Annotated in this window: 25 protein-coding genes and 2 tRNA genes; 6 read left to right on the plus strand and 21 right to left on the minus strand. The window is 61.9% G+C overall.

Annotated features, from left to right (window positions below; all coding sequences use genetic code 11):
- Positions 1-96 precede the first annotated feature (96 nt).
- Positions 97-173 (plus strand) — tRNA-Pro (locus N5B55_RS08470).
- A gap of 85 nt (positions 174-258) precedes the next feature.
- Here the strand turns inward: N5B55_RS08470 and N5B55_RS08475 are convergent.
- The 15 genes from N5B55_RS08475 to N5B55_RS08545 all read right to left on the minus strand — a co-directional run bounded on the left by N5B55_RS08475 (position 259) and on the right by N5B55_RS08545 (position 14,450).
- The gene (locus N5B55_RS08475; protein WP_154206923.1) at positions 259-690 is read right to left on the minus strand and encodes a MerR family transcriptional regulator; all 432 of its coding nucleotides are present in this window, start codon (positions 688-690) and stop codon (positions 259-261) included.
- Positions 691-761: 71 nt separating this feature from the next.
- Positions 762-1,178 carry an integration host factor subunit alpha gene (locus N5B55_RS08480; protein WP_012762121.1) on the minus strand — a complete coding sequence of 139 codons (417 nt, stop codon included), beginning with the start codon at positions 1,176-1,178 and terminating at the stop codon, positions 762-764.
- Between the two features lie 78 nt (positions 1,179-1,256).
- Complete coding sequence (gene pheT, locus N5B55_RS08485) at positions 1,257-3,686, minus strand: phenylalanine--tRNA ligase subunit beta (RefSeq protein WP_304537898.1); 2,430 nt, start codon at positions 3,684-3,686, stop codon at positions 1,257-1,259.
- A 63-nt stretch (positions 3,687-3,749) separates the two neighbouring features.
- Positions 3,750-4,784: a phenylalanine--tRNA ligase subunit alpha gene (pheS, locus tag N5B55_RS08490; protein ID WP_065856437.1), complete on the minus strand. Its 1,035-nt coding sequence runs from the start codon at positions 4,782-4,784 to the stop codon at positions 3,750-3,752.
- 142 nt (positions 4,785-4,926) lie between these two features.
- Positions 4,927-5,283 (minus strand): 50S ribosomal protein L20, encoded by a 357-nt coding sequence (rplT, locus tag N5B55_RS08495; RefSeq protein ID WP_012762124.1) that lies wholly within the window; start codon positions 5,281-5,283, stop codon positions 4,927-4,929.
- A 28-nt stretch (positions 5,284-5,311) separates the two neighbouring features.
- The gene (gene rpmI, locus N5B55_RS08500) at positions 5,312-5,509 is read right to left on the minus strand and encodes a 50S ribosomal protein L35 (RefSeq protein WP_004636003.1); all 198 of its coding nucleotides are present in this window, start codon (positions 5,507-5,509) and stop codon (positions 5,312-5,314) included.
- A gap of 167 nt (positions 5,510-5,676) precedes the next feature.
- On the minus strand, positions 5,677-6,201 hold the full coding sequence (infC, locus tag N5B55_RS08505) for a translation initiation factor IF-3 (RefSeq protein WP_369812430.1): 525 nt from the start codon (positions 6,199-6,201) through the stop codon (positions 5,677-5,679).
- 42 nt (positions 6,202-6,243) lie between these two features.
- On the minus strand, positions 6,244-8,151 hold the full coding sequence (gene thrS / locus N5B55_RS08510; RefSeq protein WP_154206925.1) for a threonine--tRNA ligase: 1,908 nt from the start codon (positions 8,149-8,151) through the stop codon (positions 6,244-6,246).
- A gap of 373 nt (positions 8,152-8,524) precedes the next feature.
- A tRNA-Val gene (locus N5B55_RS08515) sits at positions 8,525-8,601 on the minus strand.
- Positions 8,602-8,623: 22 nt separating this feature from the next.
- Complete coding sequence (locus tag N5B55_RS08520) at positions 8,624-10,849, minus strand: RelA/SpoT family protein (RefSeq protein ID WP_178960213.1); 2,226 nt, start codon at positions 10,847-10,849, stop codon at positions 8,624-8,626.
- A gap of 38 nt (positions 10,850-10,887) precedes the next feature.
- Positions 10,888-11,256 (minus strand): RidA family protein, encoded by a 369-nt coding sequence (locus N5B55_RS08525; RefSeq protein ID WP_065856448.1) that lies wholly within the window; start codon positions 11,254-11,256, stop codon positions 10,888-10,890.
- Positions 11,257-11,286: 30 nt separating this feature from the next.
- On the minus strand, positions 11,287-12,156 hold the full coding sequence (locus N5B55_RS08530; protein ID WP_304537899.1) for an alpha/beta fold hydrolase: 870 nt from the start codon (positions 12,154-12,156) through the stop codon (positions 11,287-11,289).
- Between the two features lie 144 nt (positions 12,157-12,300).
- A complete protein-coding gene (locus tag N5B55_RS08535; protein ID WP_065856452.1) occupies positions 12,301-13,080 on the minus strand; it encodes a 3-hydroxybutyrate dehydrogenase in 780 nt (259 codons plus the stop codon).
- A gap of 22 nt (positions 13,081-13,102) precedes the next feature.
- Positions 13,103-13,738 (minus strand): 3-oxoacid CoA-transferase subunit B, encoded by a 636-nt coding sequence (locus N5B55_RS08540; protein ID WP_304537900.1) that lies wholly within the window; start codon positions 13,736-13,738, stop codon positions 13,103-13,105.
- 10 nt (positions 13,739-13,748) lie between these two features.
- The gene (locus N5B55_RS08545) at positions 13,749-14,450 is read right to left on the minus strand and encodes a CoA transferase subunit A (RefSeq protein WP_304537901.1); all 702 of its coding nucleotides are present in this window, start codon (positions 14,448-14,450) and stop codon (positions 13,749-13,751) included.
- Between the two features lie 152 nt (positions 14,451-14,602).
- Between N5B55_RS08545 and N5B55_RS08550 the strand changes: the two genes are divergently transcribed.
- Positions 14,603-15,148 carry a LuxR C-terminal-related transcriptional regulator gene (locus tag N5B55_RS08550; RefSeq protein ID WP_304537902.1) on the plus strand — a complete coding sequence of 182 codons (546 nt, stop codon included), beginning with the start codon at positions 14,603-14,605 and terminating at the stop codon, positions 15,146-15,148.
- A 13-nt stretch (positions 15,149-15,161) separates the two neighbouring features.
- On the opposite strand, the gene N5B55_RS08555 is transcribed toward N5B55_RS08550, so the two are convergent.
- Positions 15,162-15,947, minus strand: coding sequence for an SDR family oxidoreductase (locus N5B55_RS08555; RefSeq protein ID WP_012762130.1), 786 nt, complete (start codon positions 15,945-15,947; stop codon positions 15,162-15,164).
- A 223-nt stretch (positions 15,948-16,170) separates the two neighbouring features.
- On the opposite strand from N5B55_RS08555, the gene N5B55_RS08560 reads away from it, so the two are divergent.
- On the plus strand, positions 16,171-17,856 hold the full coding sequence (locus tag N5B55_RS08560; protein WP_065856454.1) for an electron transfer flavoprotein-ubiquinone oxidoreductase: 1,686 nt from the start codon (positions 16,171-16,173) through the stop codon (positions 17,854-17,856).
- A gap of 68 nt (positions 17,857-17,924) precedes the next feature.
- Here the strand turns inward: N5B55_RS08560 and aroC are convergent, their stop codons facing one another.
- The 4 genes from aroC to N5B55_RS08580 all read right to left on the minus strand — a co-directional run bounded on the left by aroC (position 17,925) and on the right by N5B55_RS08580 (position 22,065).
- The gene (gene aroC, locus N5B55_RS08565) at positions 17,925-19,025 is read right to left on the minus strand and encodes a chorismate synthase (RefSeq protein ID WP_304537903.1); all 1,101 of its coding nucleotides are present in this window, start codon (positions 19,023-19,025) and stop codon (positions 17,925-17,927) included.
- Between the two features lie 85 nt (positions 19,026-19,110).
- Entirely contained in the window at positions 19,111-19,524 is a 414-nt protein-coding gene (locus tag N5B55_RS08570) for an FKBP-type peptidyl-prolyl cis-trans isomerase (protein ID WP_154206932.1), read from the minus strand.
- Positions 19,525-19,619: 95 nt separating this feature from the next.
- Complete coding sequence (locus N5B55_RS08575) at positions 19,620-21,527, minus strand: MFS transporter (protein ID WP_304537904.1); 1,908 nt, start codon at positions 21,525-21,527, stop codon at positions 19,620-19,622.
- Positions 21,528-21,609: 82 nt separating this feature from the next.
- Positions 21,610-22,065, minus strand: coding sequence for a CBS domain-containing protein (locus N5B55_RS08580; RefSeq protein WP_009240853.1), 456 nt, complete (start codon positions 22,063-22,065; stop codon positions 21,610-21,612).
- A 239-nt stretch (positions 22,066-22,304) separates the two neighbouring features.
- Here N5B55_RS08580 and N5B55_RS08585 point away from each other — a divergent pair, with 239 nt between their 5' ends.
- From N5B55_RS08585 to N5B55_RS08595, 3 genes are read left to right on the plus strand one after another with little or no spacing between them, the layout of a single operon-like run.
- The gene (locus N5B55_RS08585; protein WP_304537905.1) at positions 22,305-23,639 is read left to right on the plus strand and encodes an O-acetylhomoserine aminocarboxypropyltransferase; all 1,335 of its coding nucleotides are present in this window, start codon (positions 22,305-22,307) and stop codon (positions 23,637-23,639) included.
- Positions 23,639-24,463 carry an alpha/beta fold hydrolase gene (locus tag N5B55_RS08590; RefSeq protein WP_304537906.1) on the plus strand — a complete coding sequence of 275 codons (825 nt, stop codon included), beginning with the start codon at positions 23,639-23,641 and terminating at the stop codon, positions 24,461-24,463. Before N5B55_RS08585 ends, N5B55_RS08590 begins: the two co-directional genes overlap by 1 nt.
- 21 nt (positions 24,464-24,484) lie before the next feature.
- Positions 24,485-24,802 (plus strand): Mpo1-like protein, encoded by a 318-nt coding sequence (locus tag N5B55_RS08595; protein ID WP_065856465.1) that lies wholly within the window; start codon positions 24,485-24,487, stop codon positions 24,800-24,802.
- A gap of 4 nt (positions 24,803-24,806) precedes the next feature.
- Here N5B55_RS08595 and N5B55_RS08600 read toward each other — a convergent pair whose 3' ends face one another.
- Positions 24,807-26,138 (minus strand): YihY family inner membrane protein, encoded by a 1,332-nt coding sequence (locus tag N5B55_RS08600; RefSeq protein WP_304537907.1) that lies wholly within the window; start codon positions 26,136-26,138, stop codon positions 24,807-24,809.
- Positions 26,139-26,166: the final 28 nt, after the last annotated feature.

A 26,166-nucleotide genomic window follows, 5' to 3' on the forward strand; every position in this document is an offset into this window, starting at 1 on the left:
GCCACAGCGATGCGCGACACGACCGCACCGCGCCCGATCGAACCGCGAGCGAACTACTAGTCATCGGCGCCACGCCTCTGTTATACTTTCAGGCTTCGGGGCGTAGCGCAGCCTGGTAGCGTACCTGCATGGGGTGCAGGTGGTCGGAGGTTCAAATCCTCTCGCCCCGACCAAACAAAAGCCCGCGTAACGGATCACGTTACGCGGGCTTTTTCGTTTCTTTTTTTTGCTTGCTGTCTACGCGCTAGTTGCCTGCAACTACGGCTTGTCGGTACGCAGTACTTCCAACACGGCGGACAGCGCGCGCCGCAAGTTCTGCACATCGACCGAACCGGTCACAGCGGCTGACATCGGCGCCGCAACTTCGGTCTCTACCTCATCGGCTTCAACCTGCGATGCGGCACTTACGCCATGCCGCAACTCATCCAGCCGATTCCGCGCGCCATTGATCGTGAAGCCTTGCTCATACAGCAGCTCGCGAATGCGCCGGATCAGCAGGACTTCATGATGCTGGTAGTAGCGTCGGTTGCCGCGTCGCTTGACTGGCTTGAGCTGCGTGAACTCCTGCTCCCAATAGCGCAGCACATGCGGCTTGACGGCGCACAGATCGCTTACCTCGCCAATGGTGAAGTAGCGTTTGGCAGGAATCGGCGGCAGGTTGACCCGCTCCGTGTGTTTGTCGGCGGCCATACAGGGGTGGACTACAGGGCTGGCGAAAGAGACGAACTGAACAGACGGCTGAGCGAATTCACGCAGCAGAATTACGCGACGTCGACCGGCAGCGGCTCGACGCGCTCTTCAACGAGCGCCTTGAGCTTCTGGCTAGCGTGGAACGTCACGACGCGGCGCGCAGTGATGGGGATGATTTCCCCCGTCTTCGGATTTCGGCCCGGGCGCTGCGGCTTGTCGCGCAACTGGAAATTACCGAAGCCAGACAGCTTGACACTGTCACCCTGCTCGAGCGCCTCGCGAATCACGTCAAAAAACGCTTCAACCATGTCCTTCGACTCGCGCTTGTTCAAGCCGACCTGCTCGAACAGCATCTCGGCAAGCTCGGCCTTGGTAAGCGTCGGCACGTCCTGAGCGCGCGCATCACGTGCGTCGGCCAATGCCGCCGAAGAAGAACCGAGCGAGTCGCCCAAGGATGCCGCCAACGCAGGCGCGTGTTGATCGTTCATAGGATTCGCTTAGCGTATTCGATCCGAATGCGGAGGTTCGTTCGAGCTGTCTCTAGCGCAGTGCGGACGTCTGAAACGTCAGGCACGCAGGCGCGCGCCGAATGCATCGCCGGCCGCTCGAATCAGTTGCTGTGTGGCGGCCTCGACAATGTCGTCCTGAAGGGTGCTGTCAGTATCTTGCAACGTAATTCTGAAGGCAAGGCTTTTCTCCTGCGCCCCAATGGCAGCCGTGGCGGCCTTCGGACGGAATTCATCGAACAGCACAACGCCTTGCAGATAGCGTTCCCAAGGCGTGCCAACAGCCGTCTTTTCGAAGATATCGACAAGGTCTTGCACCGCCACACCCTGACGTACGACGAGCGCAATGTCGCGCGTCACTGCTGGCACACGGGGCACTTCGCGATACTTCGGCAGACCGACAGCGGTGATGGCATCAAGCTCCAGCTCCCACACCACCGGCGCGGTCGGCAGGTCGTATTTCTGCAGCCAACGCGGATGCAGTTCACCGATCCAGCCGATGGCACGGCCATTCAGCACCACGCGTGCGGAGCGGCCCGGGTGGAGCGCGGGGTGCTCCGCGCGCTCGAAACGCGCCTGCAACGGCCACAGCAGCGATTCGACGTCACCCTTTACATCGAAGAAATCAACAGGGCGTGTCTGCACGCCCCACTGCTCTTCCTTGGCCGGACCATATGCAATGCCACCGGCCATCATCGGCTGTGCGTACCCGGCGATCGACAGACCACCATCGGCGACAGTCGCATCGAGGTGGAACACACGACCCACCTCGAACATGCGTACCCGCGAAGCCTTGCGGTTCAGGTTGTAGCGCACCTTGTCCAGCAAGCCGCCGATGAGCGTGCTGCGCATCACCGAGTACTGGCTGGCAATCGGATTCAGCAAGGGAATCGGGTTGGTGTTGCCGGCAAAGTCGGCTTCCCATTCGGTCTCGACAAAGGCGAAGTTGACGAGCTCGTGGTAATCACGTGCAGCAACGGCATGACGCACGTCGTGCATCGTGCGGTGCGCCTCGTCAGTCGGGCTCATCGCATTCTCGGCCACGGGGGGCTTGGCGGGAATCCGCTCGAAACCGTAGATGCGGGCGACTTCTTCAATCAGGTCTTCTTCGATTTCAAGATCGAAGCGATACGACGGCGGCTCGACGATGAACACATCGCCGTCCACGCTGAACGTGAGGCCGAGGCGCTTGAACACGTCCGCCACAACGTCGTGCGACAGCGGAATACCCAGGACGCGCGCGGCACGTGCGACACGCATGCGCACAGGCTCGCGCTTGGGCAGATTGACGATCTGGTCATCGATCGGTCCAGCCTGGCCGCCACAGATTTCGAGGATCAGCGCGCTGATGCGTTCGATGTGTTCAACGGTGGTCGCGTAATCAACGCCGCGCTCGAAGCGGTGGCCCGCATCGGTCGAGAAGTTGTAGCGGCGCGCACGGCCCTGGATGGCTTCCGGCCACCAGAATGCGGCTTCAACATAGATGTTCTGTGTATCGAGCGTTACGGCCGTCTTGTCGCCGCCCATGATGCCGGCGAGGCTTTCGATGGCCTGCTCGTCCGAGATCACGCCGACCTTTTCGTCGACCGTGATGGTGTCGCCGTTGAGCAGCTTCAGCTGTTCGCCAGGCTTGCCCCAGCGCACCGTCAGGCCGCCGTGGATCTTGTCCAGGTCGAACACGTGCGACGGGCGGCCCAGCTCCAGCATCACGTAGTTCGAGATATCCACCAGCGCCGACACGCTTCGCATGCCCGCTCGCTCGATGCGCGACACCATCCAGGTCGGCGTCTTCGCGTGCGCGTTCACACCGCGGATGATGCGGCCCGAGAAGCGACCACACAGGTCCGGTGCTTCCACCTTGACCGGCAGCGTGTCGGCCAGCGTCACCGCCACGGGTGCCATCGACGGCACGGTAATGGGGGCGCCAGTCAGCGCGGACACTTCACGCGCCACCCCATGGATCGACAGGCAATCGGCCTTGTTGGGCGTCAGCTTGATGACGAAGATCTGGTCGTCCAGATCGAGCACCTTGCGGATGTCTTCGCCCACCGGCGTGTCTTCCGGCAGGATCAGCAGACCGCCGTGGTCTTCCGACAGCTTCAGCTCGCGCGCCGAACACAGCATGCCGTAGCTCTCCACGCCACGCAGCTTGCCGATCTTGATCTTGAACGGCTTGCCGTCCTCGCCCGGGGGCAGCTCGGCGCCGACCAGCGCGCACGGTACCTTGATGCCTGCCGACACGTTCGGAGCGCCGCAGACGATCTGCAGCAATTCGCCCGTGCCCGCATCGACCTTACACACGTTGAGGCGATCGGCGTCCGGGTGTTTGTTCACCTCGACCACATGGCCGACGACGATCTGCGAGAACGGCGGCGCGACGGGGTCGACCTCCTCCACCTCGAGGCCAGCCATCGTCAGGCGATGGGAAAGCTCATCCGTGGTGATCGGCGGATTGACGAAACTGCGAAGCCAGGATTCCGGAAATTGCATGGCGCGACAGGAAAGAGAATTCGATTAACGGAGCGATGAAGTACCAGTGCGAGCGCGCGGCGCTTACGCGAACTGGCGCAGAAAACGTACATCGCCCTCGAAGAACAGGCGCAGGTCATTGATGCCATAGCGCAGCATCGTCAGGCGCTCCAGGCCGGAGCCGAACGCGAAGCCGATGTAGCGCTCGGGGTCGAGGCCCATGTTGCGCACCACCGTCGGGTGCACTTGGCCGGATCCGGAAATCTCCAGCCATTTACCGTTGCCGAACGCCATATCGATCTCGGCCGACGGTTCGGTGAACGGGAAATACGACGGGCGGAAACGCACCTGGATGTCGTCGCGCTCGAAGAAATTGCGCAGGAAATCGGTATAGACGCCCTTCAGGTCGGCAAAGCTGATGTTGTCTGCAATCCAGAGGCCTTCGACCTGATGGAACATCGGCGAGTGCGTTGCGTCGCTGTCGACACGATACGTGCGGCCCGGGGCGATGACCTTGATCGGCGGGATGCGGTCGAGGTGCTTGTACTTCTCCACATGCATGCGGGCATAGCGCACCTGCATCGGGCTGGTGTGCGTGCGCAGGAGCAAGAGCTTGTCCTCGCTGTCTCGACCGTCGATGTAGAACGTATCCTGCATCGAGCGGGCCGGATGGTTGTCCGGGTTGTTCAGCGCCGTGAAGTTCATCCAGTCGGATTCGATTTCGGGGCCGTCAGCGACATCGAAGCCGATCGAACCGAAGATCTTGGCGACGCGCTCCCAGGTGTTCATCACAGGGTGCAGACTGCCCTCTGCCACGTCGCGCCCGGGCAGCGTCACGTCGATCGCCTCCGCGGCCAGGCGGGCATTCATCAGCGCATCGGCCAGCGCCTGGCGGCGGGCGTTGAGCGCTTCTTCAACGCGGCTCTTGGCTTGGTTGATGCGCGCGCCTTCGGACTTGCGGGTTTCCGGATCGAGCTTACCCAAGCCTTTGAGCAAGTCGGTCAGCACGCCGGACTTACCGAGAAAGCGGGCCTTCTCGTTTTCCAGCGAGGCGTTGTCCTGCACAGCGGCAAACGCGTTTTGGGCATCGACGACGACTTGATCCAGATCCAGTGACATGGGAAGGCGAGCGAAAAAATTCTGGGGATTCGGGTCCGCGAAAATGCGCGGAATAAAAAACGGGGCTCGGTGAGAGCCCCGTCAGGGTGATCAGCCGGCAAATTTACTGGGCAATTCCAGCAACCTGCCCGGCTAATCCAATTCAGGCGACGTTGGCTTTCACCTGGTTCACGATGGCAGCAAAAGCCACCTTGTCGTGAATGGCCATGTCCGACAGCACCTTGCGGTCCAGCTCGATGGACGCCTTCTTCAGGCCGTTCATGAACTTGCTGTAGGTCAGACCATGCTCGCGTGCGCCAGCGTTGATACGTGCAATCCAGAGCGCACGGAACACGCGCTTCTTGTTGCGCCGATCGCGGTAGGCGTACTGACCAGCACGCATGACCGCCTGCTTGGCGATGCGATAGACGTTATTGCGGCGGCCGCGGTAACCCTTGGCTGCGCTGATAACCTTCTTATGACGGGCCCGCGCTGTGACCCCACGTTTTACTCGAGGCATGAAATGCTCCTTTCGTAGTTAGTTAGGGTTAGGCGTACGGCATCATTGCGCGAACGGACTTCAGGTTCGTCTCATGGACGCCCTCGGTACCGCGCAGGTGACGCTTGTTCTTGGTGGTCTTCTTGGTCAGGATGTGACGCTTGAAGGCTTGGCCACGTTTGATCGTGCCACCAGGACGGGCAGTAAAGCGCTTGGAAGCGCTTTTCTTCGTCTTCATCTTCGGCATGGAACAACTCCGTTTTTGACATGAAGCCAGGTGGACGGCTGGCGCCGACACTTGCAAGACCCGGGCTCACTTGTTGTATCGCGGCAGGCTTTGACACCTGCCGCGTCTTCCGACGTTTCCGTCTGGAACCTGCTCAGCGCAACCGGAATCGCCCGGCCGCCGCTGCATTACTTTTTCTTCTTGGGCGCCAACATCATCACTGCCTGGCGACCTTCCATCTTCGGCATCTGCTCAACCTGACCGAATTCCTCCAGGTCAGACTTGATACGCTCCAACACGCGCATACCGAGTTCCTGGTGAGCCATTTCGCGGCCCCGGAAACGCAAGGTAACCTTTACCCGGTCGCCATCCTCAAGGAAGCGCGTTGCGTTGCGCAGCTTGACGCCGTAGTCGTTGTCGTCGGTACCGGGGCGGAATTTGACTTCCTTCACCTGGATGACCTTCTGCTTCAGCTTGGCCTCGTGAGCCTTCTTCTGCTCCGAATACCTAAACTTGCCATAGTCCATCAGGCGACAGACTGGCGGCGTTGCAGTCGGCGCGATCTCGACTAGGTCGACGTCCTTCTCTTCTGCCAGACGCAGCGCGTCGAACAGTTTGACGATGCCGAGCGCCTCATTATCAACCCCGGTTAGCCGGACTTCCGGCGCGGTGATCTCGCGGTTGAGGCGGTGAGAAGATTTGTCAGTAGCGATGTTGATGTCCTCAAAGATTCAAAAAAACAAGCCGTGCCCAGCTCATGACTTGTTGGCGAGATCGTTCTGCAGTCGCTCAACGAACGCCGACAGCGGCATGGAGCCTAGATCGACGTTGCCACGGGCACGCACGGCCACCTGATTTTCGTCCCGTTCCTTATCGCCAACCACAATCTGGTAGGGGACCTTCTGAACGGAATGCTCGCGGATTTTATACCCAATCTTCTCATTCCGCAAATCGACGACCGCCCTAAATCCTTGTTTTTGCAGGGATTGCACAACGGATTGCGCGTATTCGGCGTGCGAATCGGTGATGCTGAGCACCGCAACCTGCACGGGCGAAAGCCACGTGGGCAGCGCTCCGGCATATTGCTCGATCAAGATACCGATAAAGCGCTCAAGGCTGCCAACGATGGCCCGGTGCAGCATGATCGGTCGATGGCGCGCGCCATCTTCGCCGACAAATTCAGCATCCAGGCGCTCCGGCAGGTTCGGGTCGACTTGGATCGTGCCGCATTGCCACTGGCGACCAAGTGCATCTTTAAGCACATACTCGATCTTGGGACCGTAGAACGCCCCCTCACCCGGCAGGTACTCAAACTCGCAACCCGATGCACGCAAGCCCTCGGCCAACGCAGCCTCGGCGCGGTCCCAGCTTTCTTCGGTGCCGATGCGCTTGTCCGGACGCGTCGACAGCTTGTAAAGAATCTCAGTAAAGCCGAAATCCTTGTAGACCTTCTGCAGCAACGTCGTAAACGCCGTCACCTCGGCCTGGATCATGTCTTCCGTGCAGAAAATGTGGCCATCGTCCTGCGTGAAGCCGCGCACGCGCATGATGCCGTGCAGGCCACCCGAAGGCTCGTTGCGGTGGCACGCCCCGAATTCGCCAAAGCGGAGCGGCAGATCGCGGTAGCTCTTGATGCCCTGCTTGTAGATGAGGATGTGGCCGGGGCAGTTCATCGGCTTGAGCGCGTACTCACGCTTTTCCGATTCCGTGATGAACATGTTCTCGCGGTATTTGTCCCAGTGGCCGGTCTTCTCCCACAGCGTCTTGTCGAGAATCTGCGGCCCCTTCACCTCCTGGTAGCCGTTCTCGCGATACACGCGGCGCATGTACTGCTCGATCTCCTGCCAAAGGGTCCAACCCTTCGGATGCCAGAACACCGTGCCGGGCGAATACTCGTCGATGTGGAACAGGTCGAGCTCGCGGCCGAGCTTGCGGTGGTCGCGCTTCTCAGCCTCTTCCAGCATGTGCAGATAGGCTTCCTGGTCTTCCTTCTTCGCCCAGGCCGTGCCGTAGATGCGCTGGAGCATCTCGTTATTGTGGTCGCCGCGCCAATACGCGCCCGCCACCTTCATCAGCTTGAAAACCTTCAGCTTGCCCGTGGAGGGCACGTGCGGGCCGCGGCACAGGTCGACGAAGTTGCCCTCGCGATACAGACCAATCTCCTGATCCTCCGGAATGGAGGCGATGATTTCAGCCTTGTATTTCTCGCCCATGCCCTCGAACAGCTTGACGGCTTCGTCGCGGCTCAGCACTTCACGCGTGACTTTTTCGTCCTTCTTGGCGAGCTCCGTCATCTTCTTTTCGATGGCGACGAGGTCTTCCGGCGTGAAGGGGCGCTTGTAGGCGAAGTCGTAATAGAAGCCGTTTTCGATGACCGGGCCGATGGTGACCTGTGCGTCCGGATACAGCTCCTTGACGGCGTAGGCCAGCAAGTGGGCCGTGGAGTGGCGGATCACGTCAACGCCATCGGCGTCCTTGTCGGTGATGATGGCGAGCTTGGCATCCCGGTCGATCGTGTAGCTCGTATCAACCATCTGACCGTCCACGCGGCCCGCCAGGGCTGCCTTGGCCAGGCCTGCACCGATGCTCTGCGCCACTTCAGCCACCGTGACCGGGCCGGGAAACTCGCGCCGGGAACCGTCCGGCAGGGTGATTGCGATCATGCTTGCTCCTGTGGAGTCACCGTCGCGCTTGTCGTCCGCGCGAAGGCTGTCATTCTGTCGTGCGCCACGCCGGATCGACGAGGCAGTTTGTCGAATTGGATGCTTCGAAGCGTTTTCAGCTTGATCGCCACGCGTGACACGAAATCGCGGACGAAAAAAAACGCGGCCAAGGCCGCGTTTTCATTTGCGCTATCTCCCGCTTGGGCAGACCGCAAAGGGCGAAAACCGCACCTTGACTACTGTCGCTCCGAAGCGGTTGTAGTTCGCAGTGCCTGAATCATATTTCGCCTTGTGTTCAGTGGTACGGGACAAACCCGGGAATTACGAGGATGACGGCTTGGACACCCTACCCGACGCGTCCTGCTAAATGCGTTGGTAGGCTCGATTGGACTCGAACCAACGACCCCCACCATGTCAAGGTGGTGCTCTAACCAGCTGAGCTACGAGCCTGCCGAAGAACAAGACTATACCGTCACTTCCTTCGGGCTGTCAATACCCCTTGCACTTCTTCGATTAAAGTCAGCGCGCGTTGCAGCTGCGTCGCCTCTGACACCTCCGCAGTGAACTGCATTTTTGCGACGCCCTTGCTCGACAGCGTGCGCACGCCGGTCACATTGATCTTTTCGCGCGAAAGGATTTCCGAGATGTCGCGCAACAAGCCCTGCCGGTCCAGCGCCTCGACCTGGATATCGATTGGATAGACCGAATCGCTGCGTTGGCCCCATTCCGTCTGGATCACGCGCCCCGGCGCGCGGGCCGCCAGTTGCTGGAACGTCGCACAACTCTGACGGTGGATCGAGACGCCGCGGCCACGCGTGACAAAGCCGACGATGGCGTCCGGTGGCGCCGGTTTGCAGCAGCGCGACATCTGTGTGAGGAGCGAATCGACGCCCACCACCAATACGCCGCTCTTCGCGCCACGGGCCACGCTGGTGGCGCGGCTCTTCTTGGTGATGGCGGCCTCGTCGTCGATGGGCACAGGCGGCGGCGCCCCATCCGAGCGCAGAACAGCCTCGATGCGACGCAGGCTCAGCTCGTCCTTGGCGACCACGGCGTAAAGATCTTCCGACGTCTTGTATCCGAGCTTCGCGGCCAGCTCTTCCAGGTTGACGGCGGTCTTTCCTTCGCGCTGCAATGTCTTGTCGATGAGCGCACGGCCTTGCGCGAGCGTCTCTTCCAGCTCCATCGCGTTGAACCACGCGCGCACTTTCGTGCGTGCTCGCGGGCTGACGAGATAGTGCAGCTCGGTGTTCAGCCAATCGCGCGACGGGCCACCCTGCTTGACGGTGACGATCTCGACAGTCTGGCCGTTCCTGAGCGGTGTGTTCAGAGGCACCATCGTGCCGTCTACACGCGCGCCGCGGCAACGGTGGCCGAGATCGCTGTGCAGGTAGTAAGCGAAGTCGACCGGCGTCGCGCCTTGCGGCAAGGCGATCACGCGCGCCTGCGGCGTCAGCACGTAAATGTGGTCATCCAGCTCGGTGTGCTTGAGTTGCTCCCAAGGCGAATCCTCGTGCGCGACGGTGTGCTCGGCATCGTCCTTCCAGGCGAGCAGTTGGCGCAGCCAGGCGATCTTCTCGTCGTAGCGCTCGCTGGCGGAGAACTGGCCGGCGTAGCCCTTGTTGCCTGCCTCCTTGTAGCGCCAGTGCGCCGCCACACCGTACTCGGCAAAGTGGTGCATCTCGCGCGTGCGGATCTGCACCTCCAGCGCTCGACCGTCGTCGCCGATCACCACCGTGTGCAGAGACATGTAGCCGTTGGCCTTCGGACGCGAGATGTAGTCGTCGAATTCCTTCGGGATCGGCTGCCACATGTGGTGCACGAAGCCGAGCACCGTATAGCAATCTTTAATGTCGTCGACGATGACGCGAAAGGCGCGCACGTCGTACAGATCGGCAAAGTCGAGTTCCTTGCCGCGCATCTTTTTCCAGATGCTGTAGATGTGCTTGGGCCGGCCGCTCACCTCAGCCTGGATGCCGGCGTCGTGCAAGGTCTTTTGGAGTTGCTCAATGGCCTGGCCGATGAACTTCTCGCGCTCGATGCGCTTTTCATCCAGCAGGCGCGCGATGCGCTTGTAGGTATCGGGATCCTCGAAGCGGAAGCCGAGGTCTTCAAGCTCCCACTTCAGTTGCCAGATACCCAACCGGTTAGCGAGCGGCGCATAGATATCCAGCGTCTCGCGCGCCATGCCTTCCGGCGCCGAGCGCTTCGTCTGCGCCAGCCAGCGCAGCGACTGCAACCGCGACGCCAGCCGGATCAGCACCACGCGAATGTCCTGCGCGAACGCGAGCAACATCTTGCGCAACGCCTCGACTTGCGCGCGGCGCGCCTCGGCTTCGTTCTTGCGCGTGATGCTGGCATCGGTCGGACTGACGAGGCCGGCAATGGCGCCAATGCGCAGCAGTTGCCGCACATCGTGCACGAGCTTGACGACCTCAGCCCCGAACGCGGGCTCAAGCGCCTTTTCGTTGTCCATTGCCAGCGTGGGCAACAGAAACAGCGCGGCCGCCTGCAACGACGGCGTATCGACGCGCAGCCCTTCAAGGATGGCGATCGTGCCGCGCGCGTGCGACTCGAGCGGCTCGCCGGTCAGCGTGACGCTGTCTGCGGCATTCGCCACAAGGTATTCGATCGCCCGAGCGACCTGCTCTGCCGTCGATCCGGACCCCTCGGCCGGCCGTTCGGTCTTGTTCTCCATGATGCGTCCTGCTTGCGTCCTGCTGTGACGCGACGGGCTCAGCTTTTCTGCGCGGCCGTCACGACGATTTCGATGCGGTACTTCGGATTGGCCAGCGCGGCCTCAACGGTGGCGCGCGGCGGCGAGTTCTTGGAATCGGCGGCGACCCACTGGTCCCACACCTCGTTCATCTCGCCAATCTCGCTGATGTCTTTCAGGAAGATCTGGCACATCAGGATGCGCGTCTTGTCGCTGCCATTGGCGGCCAGCACGCGATCGATGATGGCGAGCACTTCCGCCGTCTGCTCGGCAATGCCGGCGTCCAACGTGGTCTCCGGCACTTGGCCTGCCACGTACACGACACCGTTGTAGACGGCTGCGTCGGAATAGCGATGTTCGACGTTGTAACGCTTCAGTTCAGTGCTCATCTTGCAAATCGAATAAGGTCAAGTAACCGGTCATTGACCGAGGAAGAACTTGCGGGCGATCGCCACCTGATCGGGCTGGATGAAGGTCGGCGCATGGCCCACATCGGGAATTTCCACCGTGTTCACGTGTTGGCCGCGTTGCATCATGGCCTCGACGGTCTCGCGCGTCAGCAAGTCGGAATGGGCGCCGCGCACCACCAGCACTTCACCGGGAATCGCCTCAAACAGTTTCCACAGTGCGTCCTCGCCGGCGGCGATCATTTCGGGCGTGGTGTTCTTGAACGGCTCGGCCAGGCGCGGATCGTAATGCAGGATCCACTCGCCGCCCTGCGGCTTCAGGATCGCCGTGTTCAACTCACGCCATTGCTCCGGCGTGTGCGGGCCGAATGAAGCGCTGATCGTCTTGAGGTAGGCCAGCCCTTCATCGAACGTCTTAAAGCGAACGTTCAGTCCGAGATAAGCACCGATGCGCGTCAACGACGATTCCGTCACGCGCGGGCCCACATCGTTGAGCAACAGCTTGCGGATCGGCGATTTCGGCAAGCCTGCCAAGCCGATGCCGATCAGGCCTCCCATCGAGGTTCCAAACCAGTCGACGGACTCGGCATTCAGCCGCGCGAGCAGTGTGACCATGTCGGATGCGTACTGAGACAGCACATAGCCTTTCGGGTCGGCCAGCCAATCAGAGCGCCCCCGGCCCACCACATCGGGGCAGATGACGCGATAGTCGTTGCACAGCGCCTGTGCCAGCACGTCGAAATCACGCCCCGTGCGCGAGAGGCCATGCACGCAAACCAGCACGCGCGGATTCTGCGCGTCGCCCCACTCGTGATACGCCATCCGGTGCAAGCCGGACGGGCTCAGACACTGCACGAAGGCAAGACGCGGCGAAACTGGCATGTACAACTCCTACACGGGAATGACGGAGACAGCGAAGCCTGATTGTACGCGGCCCCACGGGCATGCGGCGGCGCAGCAGACTTCCGCGCCGATCCCCAATAAAAAAGCCTCGCCGGAGCGAGGCTTTTTCTGGAGCCGATTGGCTTACTGAGCGACCCAGCCGCCATCCATGTTCCACGCTACCCCGCGCACCTGCTCAGCCGCATCGCTGCACAGGAAGACCGCCAGAGCGCCGAGTTGATCGGGCGTAACGAACTCGCCCGAGGGCTGCTTTTCCATCAGCAGATCCTTCTTGGCCTCGAGCGCGGACAGGCCATCCTTCTCGGCCCGCGCATCGATCTGCTTTTGCACCAGGGGCGTCAGCACCCAGCCCGGACAGATCGCGTTGGACGTGATACCCGTCTGCGCCGTCTCCAGCGCCACAGATTTGGTAAAGCCGACGATACCGTGCTTGGCCGCCACGTACGCCGACTTCTGCGCCGACGCCACCAAGCCATGCGCCGACGCGATGTTGATGATGCGGCCCCAGTTCTTGCGCTTCATGCCCGGCACGGCAAGCCGCGTCGTGTGGAAAGCCGAGGTGAGATTGATGGCGATAATGGCGTCCCAACGTTCGGTCGGGAAATCTTCGACGTTCGCCACGTACTGGATGCCGGCGTTGTTGACGAGGATGTCGACGCCACCAAATTCAGCGTCGGCATAGGCGAACATCGCTTCGATCTCGGCCGGCTTGCTCATGTCGGCACCGTGATATCCGATGCGGATGGCATTCTTGCCGGCGGCGGCGATCTGCGCCTTGGGTGCTTCCACATCGCCAAAGCCGTTCATGATGATATTGGCGCCCTGCGCGGCCAGCGAGCAGGCGATACCCAGACCGATCCCGCTGGTCGAGCCCGTAACGAGGGCGGTTTTTCCTTGCAGCATGCGTGTCTCCGGATGTCAGCGATTACAGCAGGTTGACGCCTGTCTTAGCCTGGATCTCTTCGCGCGACACACCCGGCGCAGTTTCGATCAGCTTCAGGCCCTGCTCGGTCACGTCAATCACGCCGAGGTCCGTAATGATGCGATCCACCACGCCCACGCCCGTCAGCGGCAGCGTGCACTTGGGCAGGATCTTCAGGTCTTCGGTGCCGTCCTTTTTCTTGGCGGTGTGTTCCATCAGCACGATCACGCGCTTGACGCCGGCCACGAGGTCCATCGCGCCGCCCATGCCTTTGACCATCTTGCCGGGGATCATCCAGTTGGCGAGGTCGCCCGTCTCGCTCACCTGCATCGCGCCAAGAATCGACAGGTTGATCTTGCCGCCGCGAATCATCGCAAAGCTCTGGTCGCTGCCGAAGATGGCGCTTCCGGGCAGCGTGGTCACCGTTTGCTTGCCCGCGTTGATCAGGTCGGCGTCCACCTCATCTTCCGTGGGGAACGGACCGATGCCCAGCATGCCGTTTTCGCTTTGCAGCCAGACTTCCTTGTCGCCGGTGTGGTTCGCAACCAGCGTCGGGATGCCGATGCCGAGGTTGACGTAGAAACCGTCTTGCAACTCCTGGGCAGCACGCGCCGCCAATTGGTCTTGGGTCCAGGCCATGTCGGTCTCCTTAGTTGGCTGCTCGGATGGTGCGCTTTTCGATGCGCTTCTCGGGCGTGGCATTGAGCACGATGCGGTGCACATAGATGCCGGGCAGATGGATGTCGTCGGGTGCAAGCTCGCCCACCTCGACGATCTCTTCGACCTCAACGATGCAGATCTTGCCCGCCGTGGCCGCAGCCGGATTGAAGTTGCGTGCGGTCAGGTTGAAACGCAGGTTGCCGGACTTGTCAGCCACCTGGGCTTTCACCAGCGCCACGTCGGGCGCCAGCGAGCGTTCCATGACGTACGTCTCGCCGTCAAACTCGCGCAGCTCCTTGCCTTCGGCGACAAGCGTGCCGACACCGGTCTTGGTGAAGAACGCCGGGATGCCGGCGCCGCCGGCGCGCAGCTTTTCGGCCAGCGTGCCTTGCGGGGTGAATTCCAACTCGAGTTCACCGGCCAGATACTGGCGCTCGAACTCCTTGTTTTCGCCCACGTAGGACGAAATCATCTTTTTGATCTGGCGGGTTTCCAGCAGCAAGCCCAGGCCGAAACCGTCGACGCCGGCATTGTTGGAAATGCACGTGAGATTCTTGACGCCCGAATCGCGCAGCGCGGCAATCAGCGCTTCCGGAATGCCGCACAGGCCGAAGCCGCCCACGGCAATGGTCTGGCCGTCTTTGACGACGCCCGCGAGCGCCTCGCTGGCGCTGGCGAAGATTTTGTTCATGCGTGCTCCTTCCTTGGTAGTCCAACGAATCCAGCTGGTTTTGACCGCACGCACACTTGGGGTTTGTGCGGTGCAGCGCCGGAAAATTGTAACGGTACAATCTGGCGAGAATACGCAAGCGTCGCGCGACGCAGCAATACGTACGAATACATATGCCCGCCCTCGACTACCAGACTGCGTTCCAGCTTGCCCCTGTGGGCATGGTGATGTCCCGCGAGCGGGTGATGCTCGACGTCAACGACGAAGCCGCTCGCATCTTCGGTCACTCGCGTACGACCATGATGGGGCAATCGTTCGAACTGCTCTATCCGACGCATGACGAATTCGAACGCACCGGCGCACGCATCATCCCCGTCATGAATGCGCGCGGCAGCTATTCCGACGAGCGCATCATGAAGCGCGCCAACGGCGAATTGTTTTGGTGCCACGTCACCGGCCGTGCGCTGGATCGTGCGAAACCGCTGGGCGAAGGTATCTGGACGTTCGAAGATCTCTCAGCTCATCGCCCCGTCACGGCGGCGCTCACGCCGCGCGAACGCGATATCGCTGCGCAGTTGGTCGAAGGCAAGACCAGCAAGCAGATCGGCAAACAGTTGGAAATCAGCCCGCGCACGGTGGAAATCTACCGCGCGCGACTGATGAAGAAGTACGCCGCCAACACCTCGCTCGAACTTGTGCAGCGGCTTATGGGGCATTAAGGCTGCTGAAGCGTTACACCATGCCGTCGTCGGCGTTGATGACCGCGCCGTTGATAAAGTCCGACTGATCCGACGCCAGCAGCAGAATCAGCCCATCGAGGTCTTCCGGCTTGCCAACGCGCTTGCGCGGCAACATCTGCACAAGCTTTTGACCCGGTTCGGTTTCCCAGTGGTGATGATTGATTTCGGTGTCGATGTAGCCCGGGCAGATCGCGTTCGTATTGATGCCGTAACGGCCCCACTCCAGCGCCATGGCCTTGGTCATGTGCACCACGGCGGCTTTGCTCATGCAATACACGCCAATCTGCGACAGCACCTTCAGCCCCGCCACAGATGCAATGTTGACGATGCGCGATTGCGGCAGCGGTGAACCGTTTTTCTCCGCACCCTTTGCGCGCGCAATCATGCGCTTGGCCGTTTCCTGCGCTACGAAGAACGCGCCACGCGTGTTGGTATCGAACACGAAATCGAAGTCGTCCGGGGTGACGTCCACCATGCGCTGCGTGGTCGAGACTCCCGAATTGTTGACCAGGATGTCGATCGTGCCGGCCTCGGTTTCAGCGTGCGCGATAGCGGCGCGGATGCTGTCGGGATCCGTCACGTCCAGGCGGACGACGTGGGCGCTGCCGCCCTTGGATTCGATGTCGGCGCGCAGCTCCTTCAGGCGCTCTACACGGCGGGAGGCCAGGACGACCTTTGCACCCGCGGCGGCCAGCGTGTGGGCAAAACGTGCGCCCAGGCCGCTCGATGCGCCGGTGATCAGCGCGACTTTGCCTTCCAGATTGATCGACAGACCCATGATGCGTGTTCCCCGTGTGTTGGTTTGGCAGGCGCCCGGCTGCTCCGAAGCAATATCGGCATGTGATTTGAGCGCAGCTTAGCAAAAAATCGAACGATCGTTCAGAAATTTCCCTTGCCGCATCCGGGCGTGTCCCGGACAATGCGGAAAATTCTAATGCAGCAATCCGTCATACCAATAAGCAAACGCCCCTAACTGTCCCCAAAGCAGCGAAGAGACACTTATGAACCAGCAGCAGCTCCTCGAACAATACGGCCCACGAGAGTCCATGGAGTATGACGTCGTTATCGTCGGCGGTGGCCCTGCCGGCTTGGCGACAGCGATTCGCATCAAGCAACTGGCCGCGGAGACGGGCAAGGACGTGTCCGTCGTCGTGCTGGAAAAAGGTTCCGAGCCCGGTGCCCACATTCTGTCGGGCGCGGTGATGGACCCGCGCGCGATCACTGAATTGCTTCCCAACTGGAAGGCCGACGGCGCCCCGCTTAACCAGCCGGTCACCGGCGACGACGTGCTCTTCCTAAGCGAAACCGACTCCAAGCGCACGCCCGACTGGCTCGTACCGCGCAATTTCCACAACGACGGCTGCTACGTCATCTCGCTGTCGAACGTGGTGAAGTGGATGGCCACGCAGGCCGAAGCGCTGGGCGTGGAAATTTTCCCGGGCTTTGCTGCAGCCGAAGTACTGTATGACGACAAGGGGGCCGTGCGCGGCGTGGCCACCGGCAACATGGGCATCGGCAAGGACGGCGAGCCTACCGAGAATTTCCAGCTCGGCATGGAGCTGCTCGGGAAGTACACCATCTTCGCAGAAGGCGCGCGCGGCCATCTGGGCCGCCAGTTGCTGGAGAAATTCAAGCTCAGCGCCGGCAAAGATCCGCAGACCTTCGCCATCGGCATCAAGGAACTCTGGGAAATCGATCCGGCCAAGGCCAAGCCTGGCCTCGTGGTCCACACCGCCGGCTGGCCGATGGAAGACGATACCTTCGGCGGCGGCTTCCTGTATCACCTGGAAGACAATAAGGTCACGCTTGGCTTCGTGATTGGGCTGGACTACAAGAACCCTTGGATGAGCCCGTTCGAAGAGATGCAGCGCTGGAAGGCTCACCCCGCCATCCGCGCGCACATCGAAGGCGGCAAGCGCATCGGCTACGGCGCACGCGCCATCAACAACGGCACGCCGCAGGCGCTGCCGAAAACCGTGTTTCCGGGCGGTGCGCTGGTCGGTTGCGATGCTGGCTACCTGAACGCGGCGCGTATCAAGGGCAGCCACGCGGCCATCAAGAGCGGCATGCTTTGCGGCGACGCCGTGTTCGAAGCTGTGACGGCCGGCCGTTCCGCTGATGAGCTTTCCGCATACCCTGCGGCCTTCGAACAGAGCTGGCTGAAGGAAGAACTGGATCAGTCGCGCAACTTCAAGCTCTGGTTCAAGAAGAGCCCGACACTGGGCAAGATCATGACCGGCATCGAACAGTGGCTGCTGCCCAAGATTGGCGTGAGCAACCCGCCTTGGACGCTGCACGGTACGAAGTCGGACAACCAGTCGCTCAAGCCGGCATCGGAATGCCCGAAGATCGAGTATCCGAAGCCGGACGGCAAGATCACGTTCGATCGCCTGTCGTCGGTGTTTATCTCGAACACGAACCACGAAGAGAATCAGCCGGCCCACCTGACGCTGAAAGATCCGACCGTTCCGACGCGCATCAACCTGACGCAGTTTGCCGGCCCCGAGCAGCGCTACTGCCCGGCCGGCGTGTATGAGTTCGTCAAGAACGATGAGGGCACGGAGCGCCTGCAGATCAACGCGCAGAACTGCGTGCACTGCAAGACCTGCGATATCAAAGACCCGACGCAGAACATCGTGTGGGTCACGCCCGAAGGCGGTGGCGGACCGAACTACGTCGGCATGTAAGTACCGGGCAGTCGCCCAACAAAAAAGACGGCTTGAAGCCGTCTTTTTTGTTGCCTGAGCGAATCGATTCAGGAAGCCTTTGCCGCGATGGCCGGCGTCTCGACCGACACGTCGCCGCATTGCGCACGATGGCGCAGCGCGTGGTCGATCAGCACGAGCGCCAGCAGCGCCTCGGCGATCGGCGTGGCACGGATGCCAACGCAGGGGTCATGACGGCCGAACGTCTCGACCACAGCCGGATCGCCCGCCTTGTCGATCGAACGGCGCGGCGTGCGAATGCTCGACGTCGGCTTGATTGCCAGCGACACGGAAATATCCTGCCCCGTCGATATCCCACCCAGGATGCCACCGGCGTTGTTGCCGACGAAGCCTTCCGGCGTCAACTCGTCGCCATGCTCGGAACCGCGCTGGCTGACCGCGTGGAAGCCCGCGCCGATTTCAACGCCCTTCACAGCGTTCAGCCCCATCATCGCGTGTGCGATATCGGCATCCAGGCGATCGAACAGCGGCTCGCCCCAGCCGACGGGCACGCCCGTGGCCACCACCTCAATGCGCGCGCCGACGGAATCGCCGTCTTTGCGCAGTGCATCCATGTAGGTTTCCAGTTCGGGAACGACCTCAGCATTTGGCGCGAAGAACGGGTTGTTCGGCACCTCATTCCAGTCCATGAACGGGATCTGGATATCGCCCAGTTGCGACATGAAGCCGTGGATTTCAACGCCGAACTTCTCGCGCAGCCACTTCTTGGCGACGGCACCTGCGGCCACCGTCGGCGCAGTCAGGCGTGCGGAAGAACGGCCGCCGCCGCGCGGATCGCGGATGCCATATTTGTGCCAGTAGGTGTAATCGGCGTGGCCCGGACGGAAGGTCTCGACGATGTTGCTGTAATCCTTGCTGCGCTGGTCGGTATTGCGGATCAGCAGGCAGATCGGCGTGCCCGTGGTTTTCCCTTCGTACACGCCTGAGAGGATCTCGACGAGGTCCTCCTCCTTGCGCTGCGTCACGTGGCGCGAGGTGCCGGGCTTGCGCCGATCCAGATCGGGCTGGATGTCTTCTGCAGACAGCGTCATGCCGGGCGGGCAGCCGTCGATGACAGCGCCGATGGCCGGGCCATGCGACTCGCCGAAGGTGGTGACGGAAAACAGCAGGCCCAGGGTATTGCCAGACATGATCGTGCTCAGGAAAGCGCCGCGACTGCCGCGGCGCGAAACATCAGGAAAACGCTATTGTAAGGCCGATCTATCGGCCCTTTGCTCAGCCGCCGATACCAAGCAGTTCGACCTCGAAGTTCAGCGTCGAATTGGGCGGAATGGTGCCGGGAACGCCGCGCTCGCCGTAAGCGCTGGCCGCCGGGCACGTCAGCTTCGCCTTACCACCCACCTGCATTTTCTGCACGCCTTCGGTCCAGCAGGGAATCACGCGATTCAGCGGGAACGAGATCGGCTGGCCGCGCTTGTAGGAGCTGTCGAATTCTTTGCCGTCTGCGAGCGTGCCGCGGTAGTGCACCTTGACCGTGTCGCTGGCCTTGGGCGACGGGCCGGTGCCCTTCGTCAGCGTCTGGACGATCACACCGGAGGGCAGCGTCTCGGAGGCCGGCGATGCGGCTTGCGCGCTAACGGCAGCCAGGGCAAGCAATGAAGCAAACAGCAGCGGGGAAACGTGTTTCATGGCTGGTAACGGGAGAGTTGGAGGTCAGGAAAAATGCATGAAGGCCGATTGCAGGCCGCCCGGCAGTGTATCGAAGTCCGTAGGCCTGCCACGCGCTAGAGCCGCTCGCCGCGCAACGCCAGTACGGCCGCCTGCATCGTTTCCGGCGACACGGCATGTGCCGGCACAGGCGTGCCGATGCACAGCTCCAGCTTGTTGAGAAAACCGCGACGGAACGGGCGCGACATCGCCGCCCCGCCCTTGCGTGAGAAAAAGCTGCCCCAGAGACCGCGCAGCGCCATCGGGACCACCGGCACGGGCGTGCGCTCGATGATGCGGCGCATGCCGTCCTTGAACGGGTTGATCTCGCCCGTAGCGGTGATCTTGCCTTCGGGGAAGATGCAGACCACCTCGCCTTCCGCCAGCGCGGCGGCAATCGTGTCGTAAGCGCGCTTGAGCATCTCCGGGTCTTCGTGCATCGGCGCGATCGGAATCGCCTTGACCGTGCGGAAGAACCACGACAGCACGGGCACCTTGAAGATGCGGTGATCCATCACGAAACGCACAGGGCGGCGCACGAACGCGCCCACCACCACGGCATCGACAAAGCTCACGTGGTTGCAGACCAGCAGGCACGGACCTTCATCGGGAATCTGCTCCGAGCCCTCCACCTTCACGCGGTAAACGGTATGGATCAGCAGCCACATCACGAACCGGATCAGGAATTCCGGCACCAGCGTATAGATGTAGATCGCCACCACGGCGTTCAGGATACCGGTGACCAGGAACAGCTGCGGGATCGTGAACCCGGCACGCGTGAGCACCATCGCAAGCAAGGCGGAAGCGATCATGAACAGCGCGTTCAGGATGTTGTTGGCGGCAATGATGCGCGCGCGGTGCGTCGGCTCGCAGCGGCTCTGGATCAAGGCATACAACGGCACGCTATAGAAGCCGCCGAACATTGCCAGCAGGAACAGGTCGGCCAGCACACGCCAATGGCGGTGGTTCTGCAGGAAGCCGGAAATGCCCGTTAGCACGTCGTGCGCGACCAGTGCCTCGGCATGCGAAGCAAAGTACAGATCCACCGCGAACACCGTCATGCCAATGGAGCCAAACGGCACCAGGCCGATTTCCACCGTGCGGCCCGACAGCTTCTCACAGAGCACCGAGCCCAAGCCGATGCCGACAGAAAACACGGCCAGCAGCAGCGTCACGACATTCTGGTCGCCGCCAAGCACGTTGCGCGCGAAGGCAAAGAACGACGTCAGGAACGTCGCGCCCACGAACCACAGCCATGAAATGCCCAGCAGACTCAGGAAAACCGCGCGCTGGTTGCTCGCAAGCTTCAGGTTGCGCCAGGTCTCGGAGATCGGGTTCCAATTGATGCGCAAGTCCGGCTGCGACGCCGGCGACACCGGCACACCGCGTGCCGTTATCCAACCGGCCACGGCAATAGCAATGCAGGCGATGCCCGTGAACATCGGGCCGATCAACTCGCCATTGCGCGTGTAATTGGCGAGCTCGCCACCACCGATGGTGCCGACCAGGATGGCGACGAAGGTGCCCATTTCCACCAGCCCGTTGCCGCCCACCAGTTCAGCCGATTGCAGATGCTGGGGCAGATATGCGTACTTCACCGGCCCGAACAACGTCGAATGCACGCCCATCAGGAACGTGCACAGATACAGCAGTTCAACGTGACGCAACGCAAAACCCGCACAGCCGATCGCCATGATGGCGATTTCCAATGTCTTGACCAGACGGATCAGCCGCGCCTTGTCCATGCGATCGGCAATCTGCCCGCTGGTGGCCGACAGCAGCACAAACGGCGCAATGAAGATCGCGGAGATCAGGAACGCCGCGGACGCCGGGTCTGCGTTGCCGAACAACGCTGCGTGGTACGTCACCAAGGAGGAAAACGCCACCTTGAAAACGTTGTCGTTCATTGCGCCCAAGAACTGGGTCCAGAAGAACGGAGCAAAACGACGCTGCTTCAGCAGGGAAAACTGGCTCGATTGGCTCATCGGCAGGAGGCTGTTGGTTCAACAAAAAACCCGCTCGCAACGGCGGGCGGGTTTCAGGAATGCGGTGAAGAGATCGCGTAGATCAGTCTTCGTTGGCCTTTTCTTCCGGCCAGTCGCGAATGTACGCCTTGAGCATCTTGTTTTCGAAACTTTGGTCTTCGAGCACCGCTTTGGCGACGTCGTAGAACGAAATCACGCCCATCAACGTGCGGCTGTCGAGCACCGGCAGGTAGCGCACATGGTGCTCCAGCATGATGCGGCGCACTTCGTTGACTTCGGTTTCAGGCGTGCACGTGACGGGATGATCGTCCATCACCTTGCGGATGGTGGTGCCGTCGCCCACGGAACCGTGGTTTTTGGCGACCACCTTGATGATTTCCCGGAAGGTCAGCATGCCGACCAGTTCGCCGTACTCCATGACCACGAGCGAGCCGATGTCTTTTTCCGCCATCGTCTGCACGGCCACCTGGAGCTTGGTTTCAGGTGCCACGGTGTAGAGCGTGTTGCCCTTCACGTGGAGGATGTCGCTGACTTTCATATTGCGTCTCCCAGAGTTCGGGGTGCCGGTCTGCCGGGGAGCGACCGCGCGCGGGTTGTGGTTATGTTTATGTTTCGATCCTAGCCCAAACCCGATCGCTTCGACAAGCATGCAGCGCAGAAAAAACCTGTCAAAAACGGCGCCCGCTCGGCGTTTGCCCGGAATGCGCTGCAACAGCGAGCAGTGCTAGCATGCCCCGTCCAAACCTGTTCCCGCGCCCTCTCCGGGGGCCTGAATCCATGTCCAAAGCCCGCTTCGACACGCTGAGCCTGCATGCCGGCGCCGCGCCCGACCCGGCTACCGGCGCGCGCGCCACGCCGATTCACCTGAGCACGTCCTTTGTGTTCCGCGACAGCGAACATGCGGCGTCATTGTTCAATATGGAACGCGCGGGCCACGTCTATTCGCGCATCTCCAACCCGACCGTCGCCGTTTTCGAGGAGCGCATGGCGGCGCTGGAAAACGGCGTAGGCGCCATCGCCACGGCTTCGGGCCAGGCGGCGCTGCATCTGGCCATCGTCACGCTGATGGGCGCCGGCTCGCATATCGTCGCGTCTTCGGCGCTGTATGGCGGCTCGCACAACTTGCTGTACTACACGCTGCGCCGCTTCGGTATCGAGACAACCTTCGTCAAACCCGGCGACATTGATGGCTGGCGCGCAGCCATCCGCCCGAAGACGCGGCTGCTGTTTGGCGAGACACTCGGCAACCCGGGGCTGGATGTGCTCGACATCCCGACCATTGCATCGATTGCGCATGATGCGGGCGTGCCCCTGCTGGTCGACTCGACCTTCACCACCCCTTGGCTGCTGCAGCCGTTCGCGCATGGCGCAGATCTCGTCTATCACTCGGCCACCAAGTTCCTGGGCGGGCATGGCACGACCATCGGCGGCGTGCTTGTCGACGGGGGCACATTCGACTACGTGGCCGCCGGTAAGCACCCCGAACTGACCGAGCCGTACGCGGGCTTCCACGACATGGTGTTCGCAGAGGAAAGCACCGTCGCACCGTTCCTGCTGCGCGCGCGCCGCGAAGGCCTGCGCGACTTCGGTGCGTGCATGAACCCGATGGCCGCGTGGCAACTGCTGCAAGGCATCGAGACCCTGCCGCTACGCATGGCCCGACATGTGGACAACGCTCGCCGCATCGTCGCCTTCCTGGCAAGTCACCCGATGGTGGCGTCAGTCGCCTACCCGGAGCTGGAATCGCACCCCGATCACGCGCTAGCCAAGCGCCTGCTGCCGCGGGGCTGCGGTGCAGTGTTCAGCTTTGATCTGCGGGGCGACCGGCGTGCCGGCCAGCAATTCATCGAATCGCTCGGCCTGTTCTCGCACCTTGCCAACGTGGGCGATGCGCGCTCGCTGGTCATCCACCCCGCATCGACGACGCACTTCCGTATGGACGCCGACGCGCTGGCCGCGGCCGGCATCAGCGAAGGCACGATCCGCCTGTCCATCGGGCTGGAAGACGCAGACGACCTGATCGACGATCTCAAGCGCGGCCTGAAAGCCGCCGAGCGCGCGATGTCCGCCGCGCCCGGCAAAGCCGACGCCAACGCAACGGGAGCCCGCTGATGGAATGGACCGTACAGGGCGAGCGCGCCTACGCCTACACCGGCGGCAAGCCGTTCAACGCAGAACTGCCGTGCGTCGTATTTGTGCATGGCGCGCAGAACGATCATTCCGTCTGGGGCCTGCAGACGCGCTGGTTTGCGCACCACGGTTTCAGTGTTCTGGTGGTGGACCTGCCGGGGCACGGCCGCAGCGGCGGGGCACCGCTTGAAACCGTGGAAGCCATGGCTGACTGGGTAATGGCGCTGGTGCACGCGGCCGGCGTCACGCAGCCGGTGATCGTGGTCGGCCACAGCATGGGCTCGTTGATCGCGCTCGAGTGCGCGTCACGGTACGCAGATCGCGTACGCCGCATCGCACTGGTGGCAACGGCTTGGCCGATGAAGGTGTCGGATGCGTTGCTGGATGCCGCGCTCAACAACACGGCGGGCGCCATTGAAATGGTGAATACGTGGTCGCATTCGAGCCTCGCCAACAAGCCCTCGTCGCCCGGGCCGGGCTTCTGGATGCATGGCGGCAGTCAGCGGCTGATGGAACGGGTGGCGCGCGGTACCGAGGCGCCCGTGTTTCACACGGATTTCGCGGCCTGCAACGCCTATGCACGCGGCGCCGAAGCGATGGCGTCCGTGAAGTGCCCATCACTCGTGATCGTGGGCGAAAAAGACCAGATGACGCCAGCGAAAGCTGGACGTCACGTGGCAGCCGGATTGGCCGGCAGCCGCGTCGTGGGGCTGCCGGGCGGGCACGCGATCATGGGAGAATGCCCTGACGGCACACTCGACGCGCTGATCGCCTTTGCGCGTGAACGAGACGCAGTCGCCGCATAAGTCGCCTCCTGGAGACGCATCATGGCCACCACCGACAGCCATAGCTTCGGCAGCTTCGCCGAGTTCTATCCGTACTACCTGAGCGAGCACCAGGATCGCACCTGCCGGCGCCTTCACTTTGCCGGCTCGACGGTGGCGCTGGTGTGCCTGATCCTCCTGGTGTTCACGGGCAACCTGTGGTGGTTGCTGGGGGCGGCCGTGAGCGGTTACGCGTTCGCGTGGGTCGGACACTTCGGGTTCGAGAAGAACCGGCCCGCCACCTTCCGCCACCCCTTCTACAGCTTGATGGGTGATTGGGTGATGTACCGCGACATCTGGACGGGCAAGATCCCGTTCTGAGACGTCAGACGCTGGCGTTGGCAGCTGCGGGCATCCCAGAAGCCGGCGCCGGTGCCGCAGCGGCCTGCGTGGCAGCCACCACGCCGCGTTCACCCGTCGCGAAAATGCTCTCCAACGTGGCGTCGAGCGCCGGATTCTGCAATTGGCTGACCAGCGCGTGCGTGTCTCCCAAATGGCGAGCCAGCGCGGTGCGCGGCAAACGCGGCAGATTCAGCACGAGCTTTTCATAGAGCGGACGCAAGGTGGTCGTGTGCGCATCGCATAGCAGTGCCCAGTGGGCCTCCCCGCGATCCTGCTGCAGTTTGCCGATGAGGTGCAGCGCTTTAAGCTTCGTCAGCAGGTCGACCAGGTAATCGGCTTCCAACTGCAGACGCCGGCCGATATCACGCTCGGCCACGGTACGCGGCGCCTGTTCGCGAGCGCGATACAGCAGCAACAGCACCCCAAGCGCATCAAAGAATTCGCTGCCCGGAAATGTGCGCCGCCGCCAGTAGCCTTGGCGGATGATCGGCAGCGTCGACGCGATCGTCGCGCCGAGCAGCGTCACGAGCCAACTCACGTAAATCCACGTCAGAAAGATCGGCAACGTGGCGAACGCGCCGTAGACGGCCGTGTAGGTCGGGATATGTGCGACGTAAGCACCAAAGACGCGCTTGGCGATTTCAAATGCCCCGGCGGCAATCAGACCAGCAATAAACGCATCGCGGCGTTCCACGTTGGTATTCGGCACGAAGACGTACAGCATCGCAAACGCAATCGCCGAGAGCAGAATCGGGACCAAGCCCACGATCACGCCCAGGCCGAACGGCAGCTTGTGCACATAGCCCGCCGAGATCGACACGAGGTACGAACTGACTGACAGGCTCGCCCCAATCAGCACCGGCGCGAATGTCATCAGCGCCCAGAACACCAGAACCCGCTGCGCCAGAGGCCGACGATGACGCACGCGCCAGATGGCGTTCAAGGCGTTTTCAATGGTCAGCATGGTCATCACCGAAGTCACGACCAGGCCGATCAGGCCTGCTGCCGTGAGCCCCTTGGCGTTGCTTGAAAACTGGTTGAGATACGTCAGGATCGGCCGGCTGATGCTGCCCGGCACGAGATTGCTGAACATGTAGCCCTCGATGTCCGCCCGGAAGCTCTTGAACATCGGGAAGGCCGTAAACAACGCAAACGCAACGGTCAAGATCGGAACCAGCGACAGCACCGTCGTGAACGTCAGGCTGCCCGCGACTTGCGGCAGCCGGTCTTCACCGGCGCGACGCAAGGCGTAACGCGCCAGCGCACGCAGCTTTGCGGCATTCCATTGACGAAGCGCACGGGTGTCAAAAAGCATGAAAAATGAGGCGGGAGGCGCGGTTGGG

The organism is Ralstonia pickettii (assembly GCF_030582395.1).
Lineage (GTDB): Bacteria > Pseudomonadota > Gammaproteobacteria > Burkholderiales > Burkholderiaceae > Ralstonia > Ralstonia pickettii_D.